Below are 24,564 nucleotides of genomic sequence, written 5' to 3' on the forward strand. Positions count from 1 at the left end.
CATCGACTTACTTTCGGACGACGCGAAGCGCCGACTCGATGGCGTCGGCGAACGTCGTCACCGCCCCCTCGCGCGTATCGAGGCTCAGATACGGCTCGATTAGTTCGAGTTCCATCAGGTGGAACTCGCCGGTCTGCTCGTCGTCACCGCCGTCCCTGTTGTCACCTCCGACCCTGTTGTCACCGCCCTCCCCGTCGTCACCGCCCCGTTCGAGACCGTCCACGCGAGCGTACGGGAGGGAAACGGGGTCGATGTCCAGAATTTCGCACGCCGTTTCGAGCACGTCTCGCGCCTGCTCGACGAGTTTCCGCGGCGGATCGTAGGCCTCCCCCGTCCCGCCGTACCTGTTGTGGGCGCGGAAGTCCCCGTCGGCGGGATAGCGCCGCCGCGCGTGGCTGAACTCGCCGCCGAAGAAGACGAACGACCGCTCCCCGTCAGCGATTCCCGGCGCGAACTGCTGGACGAGCACGCCTCGGTCGGCCACGAGCGTCTCGAACTCCTCTTGCCGGTCTGCCGCCTCGTCAACCGACGTGCGCCACGCGTTCGCCGAACTCGTCCCGATGGCCGGTTTCACCACGGCTTCCTGCCAGCCGTTTTCCCGAAGCACCGTCCGAAGGTTTCCGTCGCTCCCCCGCTCTACCCATGCCGTCGGAAGGATACCGACGCCCTCCGCGGCGAGTTCGCGGAGGTAGAACTTGTGCATGTTCCAGCGAACGACCGCGGCCGGATTGAGTAGCGTCACCCCCGCCTCCTCGACTATTTCCGTCCACTCGCGGAAGGCGTCCGGTCGGATGTGATAGTTCCAGCACGAGCGGACGAGCGCGACGTCGAAGCGCGACCAATCGATATCCTCGTCCGTCCAGATGACGGGTTCCGCCGCCCAGCCACGGTCGCGTAACTCGGCCTGCACGGAACGTCCGTTTTCCGACAGTTCCGGTGCCCGCTCTCCCGTGACGATGCCGAGGGAGCGTGACTCCTGTCTGACCATTACGTCGAACTACCGAACGAACACAGTAAAGCGCTCCCGAAACTGCATTTTTGTAACAAATACATCAATTGGGCGTCGGGAGGACGCCGACCTCGCAACCTCCCACCGACCTCCGCCGCTCCCGTTCAGTTGAACGACAGCACGTCGCCGGGATTGAAGTAGTAGAGCGCGGCCAGTCCGACGCCGAACAGGGCGACGAGAAGGCTCAATAACTCGCCGGTCGCGGCGTCGAACCCGTCAGCGAGCGCGTAGTACCCCATCGCCAGCGCGAACGCCATCCAGATGAGCGAGAGACGGCGGCGTTTCGTCTCGTCCATGGTCGTCGTTGGCGAACTCGCGGTATCAGTCTTCGCTTTCGAACCGTCCCCACAACCGTCCGTCCCCTTCGGTTTCCCCGTCTGGATCGCCCTCGTCCCGCTCCGCCATCTCCTCGATTTCGAACCCCAACGACTCGTAGAACGGCCGCACCTTCGGCGCGAAATCGGCCGTCAGCGCTCCCTCGCGTTCGACGGCCGCCGCTACCAGTTCGCCGCCGATTCCCTGCCCCCGCCGCGCTCGCCGCACCGCGATTGCCTCGATGTGGGTCGGTCGGCCCGCCGCGGCGTCGAGCACCGCCGCGCCGAGGAGTCGCCCTTCGTCTTCCGCTACCAGCACGTCCCCGGACTCGATTTTCTGCTCGACTGCCGCGGCGTCGATTTCGAGCATCGCGCCGTTCACGATTCGCAACACGTCGAGGTGGTCGTCCCCGGTCGCGGCCCGGACGGTCATCCGCCCTTGATGAGCCGGAGGATTTTCACGTGTTCCGCTTCGACCGGTTGGTCCTCCGGAACCGGCCGCCCGTCCACCATCACGGACACCTCGTGTGGGCTCAGGTCCACTTTCGACACCAAGTCGGCGTAGGTTTCGTCGTCCACGTCGAACTCGTGGCTCCCCTCGCCGACCACCTCGACGGTCACGTTCATTGCCGTGTCTTACCGTTCTCGGCCCTTGAGCGTGTCGAAGACGACGACTTCGAGTTGGTTTCGCCGAAACTGCGACGACCTCGATGAGGGCTTCGAAAGCCCCCGCCCGCTCGCGGTGGGGTGTCGTTAGTTTTTCTATGACTGCAACGACAGACGTCACTGAAACCGCCACCGCACAGCACCGCACCGCGTGCTCACGGCGTTGCCGTCGTCCTGCTGTAGCGTGCGCCGGTGTCGTTCGTTTCGATTTCGATGAGTAGCACCGCGTCGGCTCTCGAACAATAGATTGGTCAGTCGGCTGGCGTCTCCTCGTCGGTTCCCCTGCGCGTCGTTTCGACGTACTCCGGCGTGCTCCGCCGTCCGCGGTAGTGCGCCCGGAGCGCCATCGCAAGCGCGCCGAGTCCCAGCAGGAGGACGACGAACTGGACGATGCCGCCGACGATGGGTATCCGGTCGAGGACGGCGATGACGAACAGGCCGAGCACCAAGCCGATCCACCGACTTCCCTCGTCCGCCAGCGAGAGCAGCCAGACGCCGACGGTGAACGACCCGTACACCGTGGCGATCCAGAGGAAGATGGCGAAGATGATTGCGCCGAGAATCGAGATGGGGATGCCAATGAGGGTCACGGCGAAGACGAGGAGCACGATGGGGATGAGGACGAGCAGGAGGAGGCCGACCCCGACCGAAAGCACCGGGTCGGCTCGCCCCCGGTCGGCGACGCCCTCAGAGAAGCCGGGGAACGCCGCCAACAGCACGATACCCAAGAGGAGATTGACGAAGAAGCCGTACACTGCGCCGACCCAGTTGGGCACTTGCGGCACGGGTGCGGGACCCGCGTCACCCAGCGATTCGTCCTGTCGGACCGTCCCGCTGACGGTCGCCCCCTGTTGGCGGTTGAACGTTTCCGTGTCGTAGACGAGGTTGCCGCCGACGTTCGCCGTGTTGGCGAGCGTGAGCGTCTCGCTCGCAACCCGCGCGTTCCCTTCGACGGTGCCCGCGATCAGGGTGTAGCCCGCCGCGCCTTCGAGGGACCCGACGGTGGCCGACTGGGCGATGGCGAGGTTGCCGGTCTGTGCGTCGACGGTTCCGGTGACCGTCCCCTCGATTCGGACGTTCCCGGCGACCGCCGACACGTCGCCGTTGACCCGGCCGCTTTGGGCGACGAGGACGTTTCCGGAGAAGGCGCTCAGGTCGCCATCGACCGTCCCGCGAATCACGACGGTTCCGCCGGTGGCGGTGAGACCGTCGCGGACGGTTTCGCCCTGTTCGACGACGACCGTTCCGCCGGTTCGTGTCTGTTCTGCCGCCGCCGTCGCGGGCATGATGGCGAGCAGTAGCACCACGACGAGGATACTCACGTGTGCACGCATGGGCCGGTTGTCGGCGTCCGACAGGATAGTAATTGAGTCGTTGTCGCGGAGAATCGTGCGTTGTTCGCCGGAATCGCTGGCCTAACCGGCCGTTCTCCCGACGGGAAATCGTGAAGCGCGGGCGTGGAGTCTCGGGGACTTTAAGAACGATAGGTGCCTCTGCTGGACCATGAGCGAGGCCGACGCGGAAACCGTCCCCGGACGTGGAACCATCTGGGTCGAGAAGTACCGGCCCCAAACCCTCGACGACGTGGCGGGCCACGACGACATCACGGCTCGACTGAAGAGCTATATCGAGCGGAACGACCTGCCTAACCTGCTGTTCTCCGGGCAGGCGGGCATCGGGAAAACGACCTGTGCGGTCGCCATCGCCAAGGAACTGTACGGCGATAGCTGGCAGAGCCACTTCCTCGAACTGAACGCCTCCGACGAGCGCGGTATCGACGTGGTGCGCGACCAGATCAAGAACTTCGCCCGCCACGACCCCGGTGCGGTCGATTTCCAGATCATCTTCCTGGACGAGGCGGACTCCCTGACGAGCGACGCGCAGGCCGCCCTCCGCCGCACGATGGAGCAGTTCTCGGACAAGACGCGCTTTATCATGTCGTGTAACTACTCCTCGAAAATCATCGACCCCATCCAGTCCCGGTGTGCGGTGTTCCGCTTCGGCCCGATTCCCGACGATGCGGTCGCCGGGTACGTCCAGTACGTCGCCGACGAGGAGGGTATCGAAACCACCGACGACGGTATCGAGGCGCTCGTCTACGCCGCCGACGGCGACATGCGCAAAGCCATCAACGCCCTGCAAGCCGCCGCCGTCATGGGCGAGCAGGTGGACGAGGAGAGCGTCTTCGTCATCACCAGCACCGCCCGACCCGAGGACATCAAGGAGATGGTTCGACACGCCATCGACGGCGATTTCACCCGTTCCCGTTCCATCCTCGACGAACTGCTCACCGAGCGCGGCATGGCCGGTGGCGACATCATCGACCAACTCCACCGCTCGATTTGGGAGTTCGACTTGGACGACGACGACGCGGTGCGCGTCCTCGAACGCGTCGGCGAAGCCGACTTCCGCATCACGGAAGGTGCGAACGAGCGCGTGCAACTCGAAGCGATGCTGGCGTCGCTGGCGCTCGATAACTGATTCCTCGTCGCTATCTTGTCACCTTTCTATTACAAAACTAGCTGACCCTTTCAGTCGGATTTTTTACGTCTCGGTACACTCCACGGAGTATGGTTCGCACAGTCCCCACGAGCGTTGCTCTCCAATTCGAACTCGAACGGCCGGAGGGCAGTCGATGAGGCCCGCCATCGAGACGGACGGACTGACGAAGCGATTCGACGATACGACGGTCGTTTCGAACCTCGAACTGACCGTTCCGTCCGAATCCGTCTACGGCTTCCTCGGCCCGAACGGTGCGGGGAAGACGACGACGATGCGGATGCTGACGACGCTGACGCCGCCGACGAGCGGCACCGCACGCGTCGCGGGCCACTCCATCGCCGACCGGGACGCCGTCGTTCCGCACATCGGTTACATGCCCGAGGAGCCGCCGCTGTACGACGAACTCACGGCCCGAGAGCAGTTGCAGTACATCGCCGGGCTTCGTAACGTTGAGGCCGACGACCGAATCGAGACACTCCTCCGTCGCTTCGACCTCCTCGACGACGCGGACGAGCGCGTCGGCACCTACTCGAAGGGGATGAAACAGAAGACGGCGCTGATTCAGACCGTCCTTCACGAACCCGACGTCGTGTTCCTCGACGAACCCACGTCCGGTCTCGACCCGCGTGCCGCCCGAACCGTGCGCGAACTCATCTCCGAACTCACCGCCGACGGCATGACCGTCTTCCTCTCGACGCACATCCTCCCCGTGGTCGAAGAGCTCGCCGATACCGTCGGCGTGCTGTACGACGGGTCGCTCGTCGCCGAGGACTCGCCGGAGCGACTCACCCACCGCGCCGAGAAAGAACAGACGCTCGAAGACGTGTTCCTCGACGTGACGAGCGAGGAACCCGCTGCGGCACCGGTGGAACGATGAACTGGAGCCCCGGGCGGAGCGTTCGAATCGCCCGCATGGAGTACCGCCGGAGTGTCCGTGCCATCGGAAAGAAGCCGATTCAGATGCTCGCCTTCGGGCTGTTCGCCCTCATCTTCATCGGCGTTCCGACCGTCGCCGGTTCGTACCTCGCGTACAAATTCGGCGGCGAACTCGCCACGACGGACCTCCCGCTGTTGGAGGGTGCGCGCGGCGGTATCGCCGTCTGGTGGCTCATGGTCACCGTGATGATAGCCTCGCGCGTCATCGGCAAAACCGGCCGTATCGACCAGGAAGCGGGCATGTTGACGACCGTTCCCGCCCGCGACGTGGTTGGCGGACTGCTCGGCGCGGAACTCGCCCGCGTGGTCTCCATCGCGGCGATACCGCTGCTGTCGATAACCGCGGCGTTGAGTCTCTCCCTCGGCACGCCGCTCCCGTTCGTTACCATCGTCCTCGCCCTGCTCGGACTCGTCACGACGGCCCTTCTCGCTGGTCACATTCTCGGCCTGCTTATCAAACTCGCGCTCGAACGGTCGGAACTCCTCGCCCAGTACAAATCCGTCCTCGCGGTGCTCGCGTTCGGCATCTACATGGCCGCGGTCATGAGCAATGCGCTCGGCACGGTCATGGCCTCGCTCGCCGAGGTGTTGCAGAACGCCCCGACCGCGTGGCTCGGCGACGTGCTCGTTCTCGGAATACCCGGCACGTCGCCGTCGCTCGCGCGGCTCGGCGGCGCGGTCGCCCTCGTCGTCGTCGGCCTGCCGGTCCTGTTCGCGCTCGACGTTCGGTTGGCGACGCGACTCTGGTACGGCGACCGGGTGCAACCCGAAAACAAACAGTACGACTCCAGCGAGTCGAACGCCGACTTCCTCGCGGCCATCGCGTCCAAACCGACGCGCTCCGTGGTCGCCAACGTCTGGCGGCGAACGAAACGCTCGCCGATTCGACTCCTCTACGTCGTGTACCCGGTGTTTCTCGTCTCCGGTCCGATTCAGGAGGCGGTCCAGGCGGGTCACGTCACCGAATCGTTACCGGTCGTCGTCTCGCTGTACGGCGCGTGGGCCATGGGCGGCGCGACGCTGAACCCCCTCGGCGACGAAGGTTCGATGCTGCCGGTAACGCTCATCTCGTCCATCCGCGGCAGGGAGTTCATCAAGGGACACGTCCTCGCCGTGACCGTCGTCGGTCTTCCCATCGTCGTCCTCGCCACCGCGATTACCGGATTTTTGAGCCCCCTCGAACTGACGAGGTGGCTTTCCTTGACCGGTCTGAGCGCCCTCCTCGGACTCGCGGGGGCGGTCGTCGCCATCGGAATCGGGACCATGTTTCCGCGGTTCGGCGAAGTCAACGTCACCAAGAGTCGGACGGCCGTCGTCCCGAGCAAGACGGCGTTCGCGACGTACTCGCTCGTGGTGCTCCTCGGCTACGGCGGTGCCGTCACCGCCATCACACCCGGCACGGCGGCGGGCGTTTCGAGCATGTTCGAGTTCATCACGGGATTCCTCGGGTACGCCGTGGCGATTTCGCCGCCCACGGTCCGCCTCATCGGCGGCCTCATCGCGGTGCTCCTCGGCGTCGTCGCGCCTCCGGCCGCCTACCGCTACTCGGTTCGACGGTTCGAATCGTACGCGCTCGACGCCGACGATTCGGGCTTCGCCGTCTTCGAGTCCGTCGGCGAACTGTTCTGACCCGTTCGACTCTTTCGCCCGTTCCCCGGCATCGCTTCCCTCGCGGGTTCGGAGCGGCGACGGACGCGTTCCCCGCTTCTGGCGGATGTCTCGCCCGGCCTGAACGTGCTTGCGGAACTGTTTTACGCACCGATGGGTGACAAACTACCAAGAATGAGCGAACTCGAGGAGGAGTATCGCCTCGATTATTTCGAGGAAAACGACTTCGTGCGAAAAGAGTGCTCCGAGTGTGGAGCGCACTTCTGGACGCGCGACCACGACCGACAGACGTGCGGGGAACCGCCGTGTGCGGAGTACGGGTTCATCGACGACCCCGGCTTCGAGGAGGAGTATTCCCTATCGGAGATGCGGGAGGTGTTCCTCTCGTTCTTCGAGGAACACGACCACGAACGAATCGACCCCTACCCGGTCGCGGCGAATCGCTGGCGTGACGACGTGCTACTGACACAGGCATCCATCTACGACTTCCAGCCCCTCGTCACCAGCGGGAAGACGCCGCCACCGGCCAACCCGCTGACCATCAGCCAACCCTGCATCCGCATGCAGGACATCGACAACGTTGGCAAGACGGGACGGCACACGATGGCCTTCGAGATGATGGCCCATCACGCCTTCAACGTCCGCGAGGACGCCGAGGAGGAGTACGCCTACGACGGCGAAGTCTACTGGAAGGACGAAACCGTGGCTTACTGCGACCAACTGTTCGAGTCCGTCGGCGCGGACTTGGACGAAATCACCTACATCGAGGACCCGTGGGTCGGCGGCGGCAACGCCGGACCCGCTATCGAGGTCATCTACAAGGGTGCGGAACTCGCCACCCTCGTCTTCATGTCGATGGAGCAGGACCCCGACGGCGAGTACGAGATGAAGGACGGCAACCGATACAGCCCGATGGACACGTACATCGTGGACACCGGGTACGGCCTGGAACGCTGGACGTGGATGAGTCAGGGAACCCCGACCGTCTACGAGGCCGTCTATCCCGACATGATCGCCTTCCTCAAGGAGAACGCCGACATAAATCTCTCCGAGGAAGAAGAGGAACTCGTCCACCGCGCCGCGAAGCTCGCGGGTCACATGGACATCGACGAAGCCGAGGACATGGACGCCGCCCGCGACAACATCGCGGAGAAGGTCGGCGTCTCGACGACGGAACTCGTCGAACTGATGGAGCCGCTCGAAACCATCTACGCCATCGCCGACCACAGCAGGGCCCTCGCCTACATGTTCGGCGACGGCATCGTCCCGAGCAACGTCGCCACCGGCTATCTCGCCCGCATGGTGCTCCGCCGGACGAAGCGCCTCTGTGATACCGTCGGCGTCGATGCGCCGTTGGACGAACTCGTGGACATGCAGGCCGAACGCCTCGGCTACGAGAACCGCGACACCATCCGCGACATCGTTCGGACGGAGGTCGAAAAGTACCGCGAGACGCTCGAACAGGGCGGCCGCCGGGTTCGTCGCCTCGCCAAGCGACACGCCGAGGAAGGCAAACCCATCCCGACCGAGACGCTCGTCGAGTTGTACGACTCGCACGGCCTACAGCCCGATATGGTCGAGGAAATCGCCGACGAGTTCGGTGCCTCGGTGTCGGTCCCGGACGACTTCTACAGCCTCGTCGCCGAGCGCCACGACGGCGGACAGGCGTTCGAGGAGGAGGAATCCGAGGACGACCGTTTCACCGACCTCCCCAAGACCGAACGCCTCTACTACGAGGACCAGTACCGGACCGATTTCGAAGCCGTCGTCCTCGACGTGTTCGACCGCGAGGAGGGCTACGACGTCGTGCTCGACCAGACGATGTTCTACCCGGAGGGCGGTGGCCAACCCGGCGACCACGGAACGCTCTCGACCGACGAGAAGACGGTGAAGGTCACGGACACCCAAATCGACGACGGCGTGGTGCTCCACCACACCGACGACCCCGTCGATAAGGGCTCCATCGTCCGCGGACAGATAGACGCCCAGCGTCGCCGTCGCCTGATGCGCCACCACACGGCGACCCACATCGTCGTCCACGCGGCGCGCCAGATTCTCGGCGACCACATTCGGCAGGCCGGTGCTCAGAAGGGAACCGACAGTTCGCGCATCGACGTGCGCCACTACGAGCGCATCGACCGCGAGACGGCGAAGCAAATCGAACTGCTGGCCAACGAAATCGTCATGGAGAACACGACGGTCCAGCAGGAGTGGCCCAACCGCCACGAGGCCGAGGAGGAGTTCGGCTTCGACCTCTATCAGGGTGGGATTCCCGCCGGGACGAACATCCGACTCATCCACGTCGCCGAGGACGTGCAGGCCTGCGGTGGCACTCACGTCCGCCGAACCGGGGACGTCGGCTGTATCAAACTCCTCAACACCGAGCGCGTGCAGGACGGCGTGGAACGTCTCACCTTCGCCGCCGGTGACGCCGCCATCGAGGCGACACAGGAGACCGAGGATTATCTCGGTGCCGCCGCCGACACCCTCGACGTTTCGCCGTCGGAGGTTCCGGAAACGGCCGACCGCTTCTTCGAGGAGTGGAAGGCCCGCGGCAAGCAGATAGAGGACCTCAAAGAGCAACTCGCCGAGGCCCGCGCCAGCGGTGCGGGCGGCGGCGAGGAAATCGAAGTCGGCGACACGACCGCCGTCATCCAGCGAATCGACACCGACATGGAGGAACTCCGCGCCACGGCCAACGCCATGGCCGAGGACGGTAAAATCGCCGTCATCGGCAGCGGTGCCGACGGCGCGCAGTTCGTCGTCGCCATCCCGGACGGCTCGTCGGTGAACGCCGGTTCGGTCGTCGGCGAACTCGCCTCCTTCGTCGGCGGTGGCGGCGGCGGCCCCGCCGACTTCGCCCAGGGCGGCGGTCCCGACGCCGACAAACTGGACGAGGCGTTGGAGAGCGCGCCCGACGTGCTCAAGCAAGTCGAGAACGCCTGAATTTCGACTTCTGAACTCTCCTCGTTTTTGCATTTTCCGAACTCCGGAGCGACATCTCCGATATTCGTCTGCTCGCATCAACAGCACGGAGTACCGGTAGCGCGAACGGATTAGTAAAATTAGGGCATAGAATAACAATACCTATTAACTAGTTGTTCTAGATTGTTAAACCGGCATGGACACGATATCACGACGCGGACTGTTGGCAGCGACGGGAGCGGGAATGGCGGGGCTCGCGGGTTGTACCCTCGGAGGGAGCGGTAAGACGGAATCCCTCCACGTCGGATGGGTTCCGATTTATTCGAACATCCAACACTTCGTGATGAGCGAACGCGGGTATTACGACGAACTCGACGTGAAGCTCTCGACGACGAAGTTTTCGTCCGGCCCCGCCGCCGTCAAGGCGTTCGCCGCTGGCGACATCGACGTCGGTCTCTTCGGCATCACGCCCGCGATGGTCCTGACCGACAAGGGTGTGGACGCGGACGTCCTCGTGGCGAACTCACGGAACGGGTTCAAAATGGTCGCGACCGACGACTTCGCCGACCGCTACGACGAGGAAGGGAAAGGTGCCTTCCAGTCGTACAGGGGCGACCACGGTTCGAAACCGGTCTGGGGAACCGCACCCGACGGTTCCGTTCCCGACATCCTCACCCGATACTGGCTCGAAGAGCACCTCGAAGCCGGTGAGACGACGACCGTCGTTCGCAAACCCAAGGTTCCCCCCGCGAAGGCTCCACAGGCGGCTCAATCGGGTGACATCGTTGGCACGACCGTTCAAGAGCCGTACGCGACTCTCGTCGAGCAACTCGACGGGTATCGGGAGATAGAGTGGTCCGGGACCGTTCTTCCGGGCCATCCCGTCACCGTCGCGTTCGTTTCGAACACGATTTCGGACTCGTTGAAGCGGCAGTTCGTGGACGGACACGTTCGGGCAACGAACGCGGTTCACGACGACCCGATGGGGGCGGCGGCGGACGCCGCGACCGTTCTCGACCTCGATGAAGACCTCGCCGAGCGTGCGATGGGTTCGAAGGCGTCGGATTTCCTCTCGAATCCGAACGATATCGCGTCACAGTCCGAAACGATGTCGAAATTTGTCGCCGAAGTCGGCAACATCGGCGGGGAGATGAGTGCGGATGAACTGTTCGACGTTTCGGTGTACGAGGATGTGGCATGAGCCTCGAAACGAAACTGTCCCGTACTCCGGGTCGAACCGCCGACTCGACGGATATCGATCGAACCGTGGCGGGTACGCTGGGCATCGCCTGTTTCCTCGGCGTTTGGTCCGCGCTGGCGACGCTCGTTCATCCGGAGTATCTCCTCCCGGGGCCGCTTCCGGTCCTGTCCGCACTCGGAGCCGAGTTCACCACTAGCACGCCGTTCGTCCTCCCGGTCGTTGGCGTCCCCATCGAGCTTCCGCGCGCACTGACGCGGCTCGCTCAGACGTCGCTCCATCTCGTCCCCGGCTTGGTTATCGGTGCGTTCGTCGGAAACGCGGTCGGCCTGTTAGTCGGCTACTCCCATCGCATCGACGCGACCGTGACTCCCGCCATTCGCGTGCTTCGGCCGATTCCCGAACTCGCGTGGATCGCCTTCGCTATCGTCTGGTTCGGTATCGGCCACGTCGGTGCGGCGTTCATCGTCGCAATCGGCGCGCTGTGGATCAACTATTACGGCGCGTACTCGGGCGTTCACGGCGTCCGCGACGGCTACAAGGAAGTCGCAACCAGCCTCGGCGTTCGAACGCACTTGGGGATGCTCCGTCACGTGGTCCTCCCCGCCGCGTCGCCGTCGATGGTCAACGGCTTTCGAACGAGTATCGGTCGCTGTCTCATGATCGTCGTCGGCGCGGAGCTGTTCGGCGCGCCCGGCGTCGGCTACGAGATTATCAACGCGTCCAACAACCTCGACATGGCGCGAAGCATGGCCTACATGCTCCTGATCAGCGCCGTCTACATTTGCGTTGACTCGGCGTACGCGATGGTCGAAACGAGGTGGTTCGCGTGGCGTCCTTGAACGAGGGCTACGAGTCGAAGACGAACGCACCCGTCATCGAGGTCGATGGTGTTTCGAAACGGTACGATGCTCGTACGACCGTTCAAGCGCTTCGAGACGTATCACTGACGGTCGCGGACGGGGAGTTCGTTTGCCTCGTCGGACCCTCTGGGTGCGGAAAGACGACGCTTTTCCGCCTCGTCGCCGGACTCGAATCCCCGACCGACGGCGAAATTTTCGTGTCCGGCGCTCGGGTCACCGGTCCGGGAATCGACCGGGGAATGGTCTTTCAGGAGTACAATCTCTTCCCGTGGAAGACGGTCGAGGGGAACGTTCGATTCGGTCTGGACCGCCCCGCCTGTGAGTGCTCGGACTGTACGTCGCGGGTCGAGGAACTCGTCGATTTGGTCGGACTGACCGGCTTCGAAGACGCCCACCCGAAGGACTTGTCCGGGGGCATGAAACAGCGCGTCGCCGTCGCCCGCGCGCTCGCCGTGGATCCGGAAATTCTCCTCATGGACGAGCCGTTCGGAAGCATCGACGCACAGACGCGGGACCGGCTACAGCGCGAATTGCTCGACATCTGGCAACGAACCGGAAAGACAGTGCTGTTCGTTACGCACGAAATCGAAGAGGCCGTCACCCTCGCCGACCGAATCGTCGTGTTCGGTCGCAATCCCGGACACGTCGTCACGACTATCGACGTGGACATGGAACGGCCGCGTGAGCGAACGGATCGGGAATTCGTGGCCGCTGTCGAGCGGATTCGAAAACGAATCGAATAACGGGGCGCTCCGGAACCGTTCGGTAGCCGAAACCGACGGCCCACGTAATTCCGGTAGTCACGGTAGAACGGTCACCGTAGCAAAAATAAATCGCATATTGCGATATGAAATCGGTCGAGTTCGGAAACAACGATTTCGATACTGATGCGAGCGCTGACTTCCCACCGCAAAATCCGTGGTAGCTCTCACGACCATCTCGGTTCGGTCAGAACGCGTCGAGAACGACGAACGAGAGATACAACTGCCCGATACCGGCCAGTATCATTAGCCCGCCCGCGACGCGTTCCAAGGCGTACGAATACCTGCCCAGTTCGCGCCACCAATCGACGCCCGCCGCCATCAGTAGCGTCACGCCGCTCAAGGGAATCACGACGCCCAGCGCGTAACTCCCGAAGGAGAGGACGCGTCCGAAAAGCGGGAGTGTGAGGGTTTGGGCGACGACGCCGAGGAAGACCGGTGCCACGCACCCCGCCGCCGCGAGGGCGTACCCGCCGCCGAAGAGGACGAACCCGGTGGTCGATGCGGGGCGCTCCGGGAGCGGAACGCGAATCGTCGGTTGTCTGCCCGCGACGACGAGCAGTCCGACGACGAGCAGGACGACGCCCGCCAGCGGTTCGAACCACTGGAGGTACCGAACGAGTTCTTGCCCGGCCACGAAGACGGCGACGCCGACCGCACCGAGCGTGGCGAGCGCCCCGACCGCGGCACCGGCGGCGGGTAAGAGTGCAGACGAAACCGTTTCGTCGTCCTGATGTTGCAGGTAGTAGCCGATGTACCCGGGAAGCAACGGAAACGCACACGGCGCGAAGAACGTCGCGATTCCCGCGCTCGTGGCGAAGGCAATCGTCGGAAGGAGCGTGGAGGAACTCATCTCTTTTCTGCCGCGTCGATCTGCTCGCGGAGCGTGTCGATGCCCGCCACGCCGTGGTGCGTCCACGTGACCGTTCCGTCCGGTGCCGCGACGCCGACGAACGGGAGGCCGCCCGCGTTCAGCGCGGCCATCACCGACGAATCCGGGTCGAGACCGAGCGTCCACTTCCCGTCGTTTTCGTTCCACCACGAGCGGATGTCGTCTTTCGTCAGCGTGCCGCCGATGCGCTCGTTCGTGATGGAGACGAATCGAACCTCGTCGCCGTATTCGTCGTGCAGTTTCGTCAGCGCCTCCATCTGCTCTTGACACGGCATACACCACGTGGCGAAGAGGTCGATGACGGTGACGGTTTCGGGAACCGGGACCTGCACCGTCCCGACGGTCGAGCCTTCCGCACGCATCGTCTCGACGCGTTTCGGCAGTCCGCCGTCGTCCGACAGGCCGTTCAGCGCGACCCACGCGCTACCGCCGGTGATGCCGAGTCCCGCGAGTCCGGTGAGGAGGCGACGTCGATTCATCCGCGGACGGTTTCGAGGTCGTCGATTATCTGCTGTTGCTTCGGCGACGTGCCGTGGTACGCCCGTTCGACGTATCCCTTTTCGTTGACGAGCAGGATGAGTGCCGAGTGGGAGAACATGTAGTCGTCCTTCGATTTCTGCTTCGTCTTCTCGAACTGGACGCCGAACGTGTCGGTGATGACGTGTTTCGCCCGCTCTTCCGATTTCGGCCGGAGGAAGCTCCAGTCGTCGATGGACTGGTCCACGTTCATCTTGTCCGTGTACGCCCGCAACTGCTCTGCGTCGTCCCGCTGGGGATCGAACGTCGTCGGCAGAAATGTCACGTCCTTCGCGTACCCGTTCTTGGTCGCGTGCGTCTGGACGTTGCGAAGCGTCGAGATGAGCACCGGACAGATCGTCATACAGTGGGTATAGAAGAACGTGACGATACTCGGCGTCTCGACGTCCCGAAACGAGACGGTCCGGTCCTCGAGCGGTGCGGGAATCGTCACGTCGGGGATCTTCTCGCCCCACGCCGGGTACGGGAGATCCGAACTTTCGACGTTCCTGTCGGGTTCGCTTAGCGCCACGTTCGGGTTCGAGTCGCCGAGCGACCCCAGACAGCCCGCCGCCGAGACCGCCGCTCCCGTCGCCGCAACGGAGCGGAGGTACGTCCGTCGATGCATGTCCGTGATTTTCGACGGAAGAGCCAAATGCAATCTGGTTCATTCCTCGAAGGCGAGAATGGGGTCGTTCGAACGGCTATCCGTTCCTCACGCGCTGGCGCTGGTCGCCCGTCTGAGGACGACCAACGCGATGCCGGTCAGCACGAGGTCGAGCGCGACGAGGATGGCGATGGACGGCAGAATCGTGTTCCACTCCCAGCCGGTGATGACGAGCGCCCGTGCAGCATCGACCCCGTAGGTGATGGGGTTGACGGCGCTGATGTACTGAATCCACTGCGGCAGTCGGTCCACCGGGAGGAACGCGCTGGAGACGAACAACAGCGGGAGTTGCAGGAAGTTCACCGCGATGATGGTCGATTCCGTGTCGCCGGTCTGGATGCCGACGACGTTCGAGAGCGCCGTGAACCAGATGGAAAACAGGATGCCGATGAGCATCAGCGCGAGCACGCCGAGGAAGCCGGTGGCGATGTTCGCACCGAGGAGGACGCCAACCACGACGACGATTATTATCTGGACGCAGATGCGTGCGACCTCGGCGAGTGTCTTTCCGAGGAACACCGCGCCGCGGTTCATCGGCGAGACGAGCGCCTTGGCGAACATCCCCGTCTCGATGTCGTTGACCAATCCGATGCCGGAACTCGCCGCCGCGACGAGCGACACCTGAATGATGATGGCGGGAAGGAGGAAACTGATGTACTCGATGTTTTGCCCGGGACCGCCGATAGCGCCGCCGGTGACCTGCCCGAACACCTGCGAGAACAGGACGAGGAAGATGAGCGGCTGGACGATGGAGGAGGTGACGATGAACGGGTTTCGAACCGACTTGAGCAACCAGCGGCGCATGTTTACCCACGTGTCGCCGAGGAAGCCGTTGCCCGGCGCGAGCGTTCGGTCCTCGCTCGCTCCCGAATCGGTGCTCACGCGACCACCTCCGTATCAGACGCCGCTTCCTCGTCGTCTTCGACGCCCTCGCCTGTCACCGCGAGGAACACGTCGTCGAGCGTCGGCGACCGCACGTCGAAGCCGTCCACCTCGACGCCCGCATCACGGAGTTCGGCGAAGTAGTCCGCTCCGTGCGTTCGAATCGTCGTCGCCCCGACCGAGATGCCGCTCCGCGTCTCGGTCACGACGGCATCGTCGAACACGTCGCCGGATTCCGCGAGGCGCGTCGCCACGTCGACGTCCGACGGCGCGATTTCGAGTTCGAGGATGTCGCCGCCGACCTCGTTTTTGAGTTCGTCAGGGGAGCCGGTCAGCGCGATTTCGCCGTCCTTGATGAGCGAGATGCGGTCGCAGAGCTGGTCGGCCTCCTCCAGATACTGGGTCGTCAGGAACACGGTGGTTCCCTCGCGGTTTATTTCGCGAAAGTAGTCCCAGAGGCGGTTTCGCGCCTTCGGGTCGAGTCCCGTCGTCGGTTCGTCGAGGAAGACCACCGGCGGATGGTGGACCAGCGCGGTGACGGCATCGAGCCGTTTTTTCATCCCTCCGGAGAACGTCTTCGCCGACTTGTCGGCCACGTCGAGCAGGTCCGCGAGGTCGAGGAGTTCGTCGGCGCGCTCGGCGCGCTCGGACTTCGGAATCCCGTACGCCGCCGCCATGTACTCGACGTTCTCGCGCGCGGTCAACTCCTCGTCGATGCTCGTCTCCTGTGCCATGTAACCGACGGAGCGGCGCACGCTCTTTGGGTCGTCGCCGACGTCGTAGCCGTTCACCGTGACGGACCCGTCGGTCGGCCGCAACAGCGTGACGAGCGTTCGGATGGTCGTGGTCTTTCCGGCACCGTTCGGGCCGAGGAAGCCGAAGAACTCCCCCTCCGGCACGCTGAGGTCGACCCCATTGACGGCGCGGGTGCCGTCCGGATAGACCACGCGCACGTCGTCGGCGCGTATCGCGTCGGTCATTGTTGTCCCTCCGTCAGCTCTCGGAACTTGAATATGAGGGTGTCAGTCACACCCTTACTTTCGCTTCTGTAGCTAAATACTATCAAGTCAGTAGTCGTGTATCGACTACAGAAATTGTAGTACTGGCGTCGTCCGGGGTTTAATCGTTTTCTCTCGGTACATCGACCTCGCCATAGAGGTCGTACACTGACGCCCACTCGTACAGGTGGATGAACACGGGTGCGAGACCGTTGGCCGCGTCGGTCGGTTCGTACTCGACTCGCGGGGGAATCTCGTCGTACGACCGTCGCGTCAGCAACCCCGCCTCGGTGAGTTCGGAGAGGCGTTTCGAGAGCGTCGTCGGCGATACGTCGAGTCGCTCTTCGATGTCCGAGAACCGGAGCGGTCCCTCGTTCATCGAAAAGAGATGGAGAACGGGGAGGGCGTAGGCCCGGCCGAGCAGCGTGAACAGTTCCGTAACTGTCTCTTTTTGCTGGTTTTCCCCATACTCATCGAGTCGGTCCCGATACCGCCGCCCGCGTTCGATGATCGCCTCCGGGTCGGGAAAATCGTCGCCGCTCATGGTTTCACTTCGTATTCCGTAGTAATAGCGTTCCCGCCCCGTTGCGAGCGAAATCCGGGGTCGAGCGCCGTGCTCTCCCGTTAAAATTCTCGGAAAGTCGAGACGTAACGGAAACGGGCGTCTTCCGCTCTCCGTCTCGTTCCTTTGCTCCGATCGTAGAACTCCATCAATGATTTGATATAGCAAAATTTGATTTATGAGGTCTTCGCGCGAAACTACCACTTGTTTCGTAGAATCGAACGAAACGGTCGATAACCCACCGTAGAAGTGATATTGTTCGTGATCGCCGTTCAGTGAACCAGTCCGAGTACCGACGTCGCCGCTTTCTCCACCGCATCCGTGACCTCTTCGGGTGCGTAGACGCCCAACCGCCATTGGGTTCGTTGGGAGGCTTGCAGTCCCTGCACCAGCGGTGATTGGTCCGCCAACCGCCTGATTTCTCCGTTGACGACGACGCGACTGGACGATTCGGGGATGCTCGGTTCGCCGGGTGTGTCGAGCAGGACGTGTTCCGGTTCTACTCCCGCCTTCGCCGCGATGTCCCGCTCGAACTCGCGGACGTCGGCGTGGTCTGCCGCGACCACTTCGCCGGGCACCGACTCCCACTCCGCCCACACCGCGCGCTTGAAGAGGTTCCGCTCGGCGATTCGGTTCGCCATCGGTCGGGTCTCCTCGTGGTTGCGAAGCGCGGCGAGCAGTTCGGCGTCGGTGAATCGCTGGAACTCCGCGGCGCTCACGTCGCTGGAATCGAGGAGGCGCTCGCTCGTCCGCTCCAACATCGCGCCAGCGATTCGGGAGACGTGATGGCGATACACCGTCGCGTTCATCAGCGCGCGGGCGACGAGCAGGCTTTCCGCCGTCTGGACGTTCCCCTCGGCTAGTACGAGTGTTCCGTCCGTGAACCGGAGCGCCGCGAGCAGGCGGCCGTAATCGACCGTTCCGTACGGAACGCCGGTGTGGTGGGCGTCCCGGACGAGGTAGTCCATCCGGTCCACGTCGAGTTCTCCGGCGACGATTTGCCCGAGTTCGCCCTCTCCCGCGACCAACGCGGCGATTTCGTCGGGTGCGAGGTCGTGGCGTTCGAGCGTGGCCGCGAGTTCGCCGCGGTCGAGCAGGTCCCCAACCTCGTCGTGGTGTCGGCCCAGTCGCCGCTCGATGATACCCTCGGTCTGGTGGCCGTAGGGACCGTGGCCCACGTCGTGGAGGAGCGCGGCGGCCTGCACTCCCTTCGCCCGCCGGTCGTCGATGCCGAGACGGTCGAGCGCCCGTCCCGCGAGGTGGGCGACGCCGATGCTGTGTTCGAAGCGGGTGTGGTTCGCCGACGGGTAGACGAGTCGAACCGTGCTCAACTGCTTGATGTGTCGGAGCCGCTGAACCGGTGCCGTGTCCAGCAGTTCGGCGGCGACCGGCGGGAGTTCCACGTAGTCGTGGACGCTATCCTTGATAGCCTGCATGAGGTGTGGGTCTTTCGGCGGCGAGGGGTAAAGTGACTAGATTTCCGACTGGAATCTCGAATCACCTCGCTCGATTTCGCCCATTCGAATCTCTGTTGTGGCGCGCGCTGGCGAGGGGGAGCACGAAAGAGCTCTGCTCTTTTGGAGGCCGAGAAACGCAATCGGTTGGGAGGGCGTGGCTGATGCAGTTGTTGTGTTTGGGTGGACTGAAAGGGGCCGTCCGGTCGCGCTTGTGTGGTTGCTGTGCAGGCAACCATTCTGGCCGACGTTGCGGAGAGGCCAGAATATCTTGCACAGCGACCGCGAGCGGACGGGGGCTTTCTGGGATTTCGTCACGGCTGTTGCACTTTGAGAACACCTGCAACCAAACTCATCTCGGTGCGGGCGGGGGCTTTCGAGGTAATCTTCTCGGTCGTTGCAGTCGAAGTAGCTACAATGTTTTCTCGTAGCGAGCGTGATGGTGGCTTTCTGGGACTTCACCACACGGTCGTTCCGCGCAGAGAACTCCTACAACCGAACTCATCTCTGCGTGGTCGGAAAATCTCGGAAACGACTCGTGAGTTGCTCCAACGGCACCACTTTCAACGTCGTTCCATCCCGCTCCTCGTCGAGTTCGAAACGGACGATTTGAAACGCTCCCGTCCCCTATCCGTCGCCAAGGATGCCTTTCGCTGACAACGACGGACTCTCGCTCTACTACGAAACGGACGGCTCGGCGAACCACGACACGGTGGCGTTCATCGGGGACGCGGCCTTCGGCGCGTGGCAGTGGGGCTGGCAGCACGCGGCGGTGGCCGGTCCGTTCGAGTCGCTGGTGTGGGACAACCGGGGGACCGGGCGCTCGGACGCGCCGGAAGGCCCGTATTCGGTCGCGGCGATGGCGGGCGATTTGGACGCCGTGCTGGCCGACCACGGGGTCAGGAAGGCCCATCTCGTCGGCGCCGGACTGGGCGGGATGGTCGCGCTCCACTACGCGAAGCAGTTCTCGCGGGCGAAGACGCTGACGCTCATCGGGACGGCGGCGAGCGGGTCCCGCATCGCTCCGGAGGTTCGGGAGGAACTGCTCGCCGAGAAGACCCCCGATGCGCTCCACGAGTCGCTCCGCCCGGTCGTGAGCGAGGCGGCGTTCGCGGCCGGATTGGAGGACGTGGTGGAGTGGCGACTCGACGACGACGCCGAACTCCCGGCTCAACGCGCCCAGTTCGCGGCGCTGGACGGCTTCGACGTGAGCGACAGCCTGTACGAAATCACGACCCCGGCGCTGGTGATACACGGCACGGACGACCGCGTGGTTCCCGTCGATGCCGGAACGGAACTCGCTAACGGACTGCCGCGCGGCGAGTTACGGACGTTCGAGGACGCACCCCACCTCGTGCACGTCGAGCGGTCGAAGGAAGTGAACGACGAACTGCTCGACTTCATCGCCGCGAACGCGGAGAACACGTTCGACTGACGTCCGAACGCCCGGTTGAGTCCTCAAAATCGGAATCGGTAACGCGTTTTCCACACGGCAACTCGGACACGAAACGACTGCCGTGCAAGCGACGCGTGAACTATCCGTCCCGACACTTCACGCACACACCGTTTTCGAGGTACACGCTCAGCGTCGTTCGTCCACACTGGTTACACTCGTCGAGTACTTCGTCCGGCTCTGGTTCGTTCTCGGTCACTGTGCGTCACCCTGTTGTGACGTTGTGGTGCTTGCACATCAAACTATTTTATATATCGATATAGGATGACGGACGGAGGACAATTGGCGCACGGCGTTCCCCCTACCGCGTCCCCGAACTGCTAACCGCTCTCGCGTCGCAGACGGTGTATGTCACTCTTCTCGGAGCGACACGCCGACCGCTGGGGGGACCGGACGGCAATCGTGGACGGAGGCGAGCGCCTCTCCTACGCCGACCTCGACGACCGAATCACGACCGCGGCGGGGCGACTCGCAACGCTCGGTATCGACGAGGGGGATTCGGTCGCTCTCGTCTCGCGGAATCGCATCGAGGTGCTGGTCTCCATGCTCGCCGTCTGGCGCGTCGGCGGCGTGTTCGCACCCGTTTCGCATCGACTGACGCCCGCCACCGTCTCGCGGCCGATGGAGCAAATCGACCCCGACCTCGTGCTATTCGAGTCGGCACAGCGGGACCTCGTTCGGCAGTTCGACGCCCGCTCGTTCGAGGAGTTCGAACACGTCACGCCCGCCGATTTCTCAGCCGTCGAGCGCGCCGACGCGGACACGCAGCTGCTCGTCCACACCGAGGACGGCGAACGGGTCGTGGAACTGTCGAAGCGGGCCGTCGAGTGGAACTGCCGAACCGCAACCGCCGGGTGGGGTCTCGGGAGGAACGATTGCACCATCGCCCTGTTGCCGCTGTCGCGCCCGGACTGCTTGCTCGGGTTCGCGCTTCCGCTTCTCGCCGTCGGCGGTCGAGTCGTACTGCGGCGCGCGTTCGACCCGGACGACGCCGTGACCGCAATCGAAGAACGCGGCGTGACCTGTCTCGTCGCCGCTCCGACCGAGTTCCGCGAACTGGCCGACGCCGGGTTCGAAGGGTCCGCTCCGGCGCTCGATTGGCTCGCCGCTCGCGGCCGCGTTCCGCCGGAGGTGCGCGAGGGGCTTCCGATTCCGCCCGTTCACGTCTACGGCCGCGCGGAAACCGGCGTCAATGTGCTCCGCGAAACGCCGGGGTCGGGCGCGGTCGCGTACCCGTTTCCGAACTGTGGGGTACGAATCGAGGGCGAGGGGTCGGGCGACTTGCTCGTTCGCGGTCCGACGACCGCGACGGGCTATCTCGACGGAGAGGCGTTCGAAGAGTGGGTGTCGATGGGGGACGTGTTCCGGCACGAATCGTCCGCTAGACCCGACGCGACCGATTCGCGTGGGTTCGTTCCCGTCGGTGACGGCGACGACGATGCGTCCGAAACCGGCGGTCAGCGGGTCCATCCGCGAGCGGTCGAAACCGTGCTCGAATCGCATCCGGACGTACGGGAGGTCGGCATCGTCGAAGCCGTCGCGGAGACGGGCGGAACGGCACCGAAGGCGGTGGTCGTCGGCGACGTGCCGCCGGGCGCACTCCGCGAGTTCGCGGAGGAACGACTCGAACCGCACGAGGTGCCGCGGGCTATCGAACCGGCCGCGTCGCTTCCGCGACGCCCCTCCGGCGAACTCGACCGGGCGGCACTGCGCGAGCGGTTCATGACATGGGAGTGAGCGATGAATACGACGGATGGAACTCACGTGACGTCGCGGAATCGGCGGCTAAATCCCCTGTAGCGAAACTCATTTGATGACTCGCGTCGCTAGTGTCACCCGAATGAGTCGGCTCAGAATCGCATTTTTGAACGCCGCACACGGCGACGAAAACACGCGGCGAAATTTCCGGCGCGAACTCGACGCGGACCTCGTGGAGTTCGACGCGACCGAACGCCACCTCCCCGAACACTTCGACTTCGACGCGGCCGTCATCACCGGCTCGCGGGCGTCCGTCTACTGGGACGAAAGTTGGATTCCACCCCTCAAATCGTGGGTCGGGGACGCCATCGAAACCGGGATGCCCATGCTCGGTATCTGCTACGGCCATCAACTGCTGGCGGACGTTCTCGGCGGCGACGTTCGTGACATGGGCGAGTACGAAATCGGTTACCGGACGGTCGAACACTCCGGCGATTCCGTGCTGTTCGAAGGGGTTGACCGACGGTTTACCGCGTTCACGACCCACTCGGATGAAGTCGCGGAGCTCCCGCCCGGCGCGGAACCCATCGCGGAAAACGACTATTCGAACCACGGCTTCCGCAAGGGGGACGTGTTCGGCGTCCAGTTCCATCCCGAGTACGATACGAGGACGGCGGAGGCCGTCACCCGCGGCAAGGACCTCGGGGAAGCGCGTCTCACGGAGGTCTTGGACGGCATCAACGAGGAGAACTACGCGGCGGCGTGCGAGGCGAAAGCCGTGTTCGAGAACTTCACCGAATACGTCCGAACGGTGCGGAATCCAGCTGCCGACTGACACGAAATTCCGATAGTGTGATAAATAACCTGAATACTGAACCACCAGAGTCACCCCCGTAGGACGAGTGGTTTCACTCCATGGCAGACCAGACGACAAACGACGACGGTGGTTCGTCACGCGCCACCGCTTCGCCGACCGGGCCGAGTGCCGACGTCCCCCCGCTTTCACAGGACGCGCTCTTCGACGCCCTCTCGTCCCGCCGAAGCCGATACATCCTCCACGAGTTGCGGACCGAAGACACGCCGGTCACGCTCGAAACCCTCGTTGACACCGTTGCCGCGTGGGAGACGGACAAATCCATCGACCTCGTGTCCGACGAACACCGCCGCAACGTCCTCATGTCGCTCCAGCACACGCAACTCCCGAAACTGGCGATGGCCGGACTCGTCCAGTACGACGACGATAGACGGCTCGTCGATACGGGCATCCACTCCGACCAAGCCGACGCCTATCTCGACATCGCAATCGCGCGCGACGATGCGGTTCCGACCTCCGAGTAACGCTATTTTGCGGTCGAGTCCGAAGAGTCGGTAGCGATGCGTACGGTGCTACATCCTCGTCTCGGTTTCCTCGCTCGTAGCGTCGCTTTCGTCGCTCCCGTTCTCCGCAGTAGGAGGGCTTTTTAACATCCCCTCCGGAGAGTTTTGCATGCTCGATTACGTGGATTTGGAGGCAGACCTCGGACAGGAAGAGCGGATGGTTCGGGACACCGCCCGCGAGTTCGTCGAAGAGCACGTCAAACCCGACATCGGGGACCACTACGAAGCGGGGACGTTCCCGGAGGAAATCATCCCCGAGATGGGGGAACTCGGGTTCTACGCGCCGAACCTCGACGGCTACGGCCTGCCGAACCTGAGCGAGACGGCCTACGGCCTGCTGATGCAGGAACTCGAAGCCTGCGACTCCGGCCTGCGCTCGATGGCGAGCGTGCAGGGCGCGCTCGTGATGTATCCCATCCACGCCTACGGGTCCGAGGAGCAGAAAGAACGCTGGCTTCCCGACCTCGGCGAAGGCAAGGCGGTCGGTTGTTTCGGCCTGACGGAACCCGAACACGGGTCGAACCCGTCGGGGATGGAAACCTACGCGGAAAAGGAGGGCGACGAGTACGTCCTCAACGGCTCGAAGACGTGGATTACGAATTCCCCGATTTCGGACGTGGCGGTCGTCTGGGCGCGCGACCGCTCGGCCGAGGACTCGCCGGTTCGCGGCTTCCTCGTGGAGACCGACCGCGACGGCGTGACGACGAACCAGATACACGACAAACTCTCGCTTCGCGCGTCCATCACGGGCGAAATCAGTCTCCAGAACGTCACCGTTCCGGAGGACGCCGTTCTGCCCGGCGTCGAGGGGATGAAGGGACCGCTCTCCTGTCTCACGCAGGCCCGCTACGGCATCGCGTGGGGTGCGGTCGGCGCGGCCCGCGACTGCTTCGAGACGGCCCGCGACTACGCCACCGAACGCGACCAGTTCGGCGGCCCCATCGCGCGGTTCCAACTCCAGCAGGACAAACTGGCCGAGATGGCGACCCAGATTACGACCTCGCAACTGCTCGTCCACCGTCTCGCCGACTTGAAAGAACGCGGCGACCTCCGCCCGCAGCACGTCTCGATGGCGAAGCGGAACAACGTTCGGATGGCCCGCGACCAAGCCCGCGTCGCCCGCGAGATGCTCGGCGGCAACGGCATCACGACGGACTACCCGCCGATGCGCCACATGGCGAACATGGAAACGGTGTACACCTACGAGGGAACCCACGACATCCACACGTTGGTTCTGGGGCAGGATCTCACTGGCATCGCCGCCTTCGAGTGAGTGACGAAGG

General features: G+C 63.9%; 24 protein-coding genes. 12 read left to right on the forward strand and 12 right to left on the reverse strand.

The window, feature by feature from the left end; translation table 11 throughout:
* Positions 1 to 7: 7 nt before the first annotated feature.
* From OPC11_RS15230 to OPC11_RS15250, 5 genes are all read right to left on the reverse strand, one after another.
* The gene (locus OPC11_RS15230; protein WP_264782457.1) at positions 8 to 988 is read right to left on the reverse strand and encodes a hypothetical protein; all 981 of its coding nucleotides are present in this window, start codon (positions 986 to 988) and stop codon (positions 8 to 10) included.
* Between the two features lie 125 nt (positions 989 to 1,113).
* Positions 1,114 to 1,305, reverse strand: coding sequence for a hypothetical protein (locus OPC11_RS15235; protein ID WP_007976246.1), 192 nt, complete (start codon positions 1,303 to 1,305; stop codon positions 1,114 to 1,116).
* Positions 1,306 to 1,330: 25 nt separating this feature from the next.
* A complete protein-coding gene (locus tag OPC11_RS15240) occupies positions 1,331 to 1,756 on the reverse strand; it encodes a GNAT family N-acetyltransferase (RefSeq protein WP_264782458.1) in 426 nt (141 codons plus the stop codon).
* Positions 1,753 to 1,950 carry a ubiquitin-like small modifier protein 2 gene (locus tag OPC11_RS15245; RefSeq protein ID WP_007976249.1) on the reverse strand — a complete coding sequence of 66 codons (198 nt, stop codon included), beginning with the start codon at positions 1,948 to 1,950 and terminating at the stop codon, positions 1,753 to 1,755. Before OPC11_RS15245 ends, OPC11_RS15240 begins: the two co-directional genes overlap by 4 nt.
* A 290-nt stretch (positions 1,951 to 2,240) precedes the next feature.
* Complete coding sequence (locus tag OPC11_RS15250; RefSeq protein ID WP_007976251.1) at positions 2,241 to 3,323, reverse strand: polymer-forming cytoskeletal protein; 1,083 nt, start codon at positions 3,321 to 3,323, stop codon at positions 2,241 to 2,243.
* Positions 3,324 to 3,492: 169 nt separating this feature from the next.
* Here OPC11_RS15250 and OPC11_RS15255 point away from each other — a divergent pair, with 169 nt between their 5' ends.
* From OPC11_RS15255 to OPC11_RS15285, 7 genes are all read left to right on the forward strand, one after another.
* Entirely contained in the window at positions 3,493 to 4,470 is a 978-nt protein-coding gene (locus OPC11_RS15255) for a replication factor C small subunit (RefSeq protein WP_007976252.1), read from the forward strand.
* A gap of 154 nt (positions 4,471 to 4,624) precedes the next feature.
* On the forward strand, positions 4,625 to 5,368 hold the full coding sequence (locus OPC11_RS15260) for an ABC transporter ATP-binding protein (RefSeq protein WP_069451008.1): 744 nt from the start codon (positions 4,625 to 4,627) through the stop codon (positions 5,366 to 5,368).
* Positions 5,365 to 7,056, forward strand: coding sequence for a hypothetical protein (locus tag OPC11_RS15265; RefSeq protein ID WP_264782459.1), 1,692 nt, complete (start codon positions 5,365 to 5,367; stop codon positions 7,054 to 7,056). The genes OPC11_RS15260 and OPC11_RS15265 overlap by 4 nt, the downstream gene beginning before the upstream one ends.
* Positions 7,057 to 7,209: 153 nt before the next feature.
* Positions 7,210 to 9,981, forward strand: a complete 2,772-nt coding sequence (gene alaS, locus OPC11_RS15270; protein ID WP_007976258.1) for an alanine--tRNA ligase — start codon at positions 7,210 to 7,212, stop codon at positions 9,979 to 9,981.
* Positions 9,982 to 10,156: 175 nt separating this feature from the next.
* Positions 10,157 to 11,161: a CmpA/NrtA family ABC transporter substrate-binding protein gene (locus OPC11_RS15275; protein ID WP_264782460.1), complete on the forward strand. Its 1,005-nt coding sequence runs from the start codon at positions 10,157 to 10,159 to the stop codon at positions 11,159 to 11,161.
* The gene (locus OPC11_RS15280) at positions 11,158 to 12,000 is read left to right on the forward strand and encodes an ABC transporter permease (RefSeq protein ID WP_264782461.1); all 843 of its coding nucleotides are present in this window, start codon (positions 11,158 to 11,160) and stop codon (positions 11,998 to 12,000) included. The genes OPC11_RS15275 and OPC11_RS15280 overlap by 4 nt, the downstream gene beginning before the upstream one ends.
* Positions 11,979 to 12,764 (forward strand): ABC transporter ATP-binding protein, encoded by a 786-nt coding sequence (locus OPC11_RS15285; RefSeq protein ID WP_264782462.1) that lies wholly within the window; start codon positions 11,979 to 11,981, stop codon positions 12,762 to 12,764. Before OPC11_RS15280 ends, OPC11_RS15285 begins: the two co-directional genes overlap by 22 nt.
* Positions 12,765 to 12,969: 205 nt before the next feature.
* On the opposite strand, the gene OPC11_RS15290 is transcribed toward OPC11_RS15285, so the two are convergent.
* From OPC11_RS15290 to OPC11_RS15320, 7 genes are all read right to left on the reverse strand, one after another.
* The gene (locus OPC11_RS15290) at positions 12,970 to 13,635 is read right to left on the reverse strand and encodes a cytochrome c biogenesis protein CcdA (protein WP_264782463.1); all 666 of its coding nucleotides are present in this window, start codon (positions 13,633 to 13,635) and stop codon (positions 12,970 to 12,972) included.
* Positions 13,632 to 14,153 carry a TlpA disulfide reductase family protein gene (locus tag OPC11_RS15295; RefSeq protein WP_264782464.1) on the reverse strand — a complete coding sequence of 174 codons (522 nt, stop codon included), beginning with the start codon at positions 14,151 to 14,153 and terminating at the stop codon, positions 13,632 to 13,634. Before OPC11_RS15295 ends, OPC11_RS15290 begins: the two co-directional genes overlap by 4 nt.
* Positions 14,150 to 14,818 (reverse strand): SCO family protein, encoded by a 669-nt coding sequence (locus OPC11_RS15300; RefSeq protein WP_018128849.1) that lies wholly within the window; start codon positions 14,816 to 14,818, stop codon positions 14,150 to 14,152. Before OPC11_RS15300 ends, OPC11_RS15295 begins: the two co-directional genes overlap by 4 nt.
* 87 nt (positions 14,819 to 14,905) lie before the next feature.
* Positions 14,906 to 15,739 carry an ABC transporter permease gene (locus tag OPC11_RS15305; RefSeq protein WP_264782465.1) on the reverse strand — a complete coding sequence of 278 codons (834 nt, stop codon included), beginning with the start codon at positions 15,737 to 15,739 and terminating at the stop codon, positions 14,906 to 14,908.
* The gene (locus OPC11_RS15310; RefSeq protein WP_264782466.1) at positions 15,736 to 16,719 is read right to left on the reverse strand and encodes an ATP-binding cassette domain-containing protein; all 984 of its coding nucleotides are present in this window, start codon (positions 16,717 to 16,719) and stop codon (positions 15,736 to 15,738) included. Before OPC11_RS15310 ends, OPC11_RS15305 begins: the two co-directional genes overlap by 4 nt.
* 139 nt (positions 16,720 to 16,858) lie before the next feature.
* Positions 16,859 to 17,281 (reverse strand): helix-turn-helix domain-containing protein, encoded by a 423-nt coding sequence (locus tag OPC11_RS15315; protein WP_264782467.1) that lies wholly within the window; start codon positions 17,279 to 17,281, stop codon positions 16,859 to 16,861.
* Between the two features lie 290 nt (positions 17,282 to 17,571).
* Positions 17,572 to 18,735, reverse strand: coding sequence for an HD domain-containing protein (locus OPC11_RS15320; RefSeq protein WP_264782468.1), 1,164 nt, complete (start codon positions 18,733 to 18,735; stop codon positions 17,572 to 17,574).
* 661 nt (positions 18,736 to 19,396) lie between these two features.
* Here OPC11_RS15320 and OPC11_RS15325 point away from each other — a divergent pair.
* From OPC11_RS15325 to OPC11_RS15345, 5 genes are all read left to right on the forward strand, one after another.
* Positions 19,397 to 20,188: an alpha/beta hydrolase gene (locus OPC11_RS15325; RefSeq protein WP_264782469.1), complete on the forward strand. Its 792-nt coding sequence runs from the start codon at positions 19,397 to 19,399 to the stop codon at positions 20,186 to 20,188.
* A 366-nt stretch (positions 20,189 to 20,554) separates the two neighbouring features.
* Positions 20,555 to 21,943, forward strand: a complete 1,389-nt coding sequence (locus OPC11_RS15330) for an AMP-binding protein (RefSeq protein ID WP_264782470.1) — start codon at positions 20,555 to 20,557, stop codon at positions 21,941 to 21,943.
* Positions 21,944 to 22,046: 103 nt separating this feature from the next.
* Positions 22,047 to 22,739, forward strand: coding sequence for a type 1 glutamine amidotransferase (locus OPC11_RS15335; RefSeq protein WP_264782471.1), 693 nt, complete (start codon positions 22,047 to 22,049; stop codon positions 22,737 to 22,739).
* An 80-nt stretch (positions 22,740 to 22,819) separates the two neighbouring features.
* On the forward strand, positions 22,820 to 23,242 hold the full coding sequence (locus OPC11_RS15340) for a hypothetical protein (RefSeq protein ID WP_007976288.1): 423 nt from the start codon (positions 22,820 to 22,822) through the stop codon (positions 23,240 to 23,242).
* A 148-nt stretch (positions 23,243 to 23,390) separates the two neighbouring features.
* Positions 23,391 to 24,554 (forward strand): acyl-CoA dehydrogenase family protein, encoded by a 1,164-nt coding sequence (locus OPC11_RS15345; protein WP_007976292.1) that lies wholly within the window; start codon positions 23,391 to 23,393, stop codon positions 24,552 to 24,554.
* Positions 24,555 to 24,564 lie beyond the last annotated feature (10 nt).

Origin of the sequence: Haladaptatus sp. T7 (genome assembly GCF_026008575.1) — an archaeon.
GTDB classification, from domain to species: domain Archaea; phylum Halobacteriota; class Halobacteria; order Halobacteriales; family Haladaptataceae; genus Haladaptatus; species Haladaptatus paucihalophilus.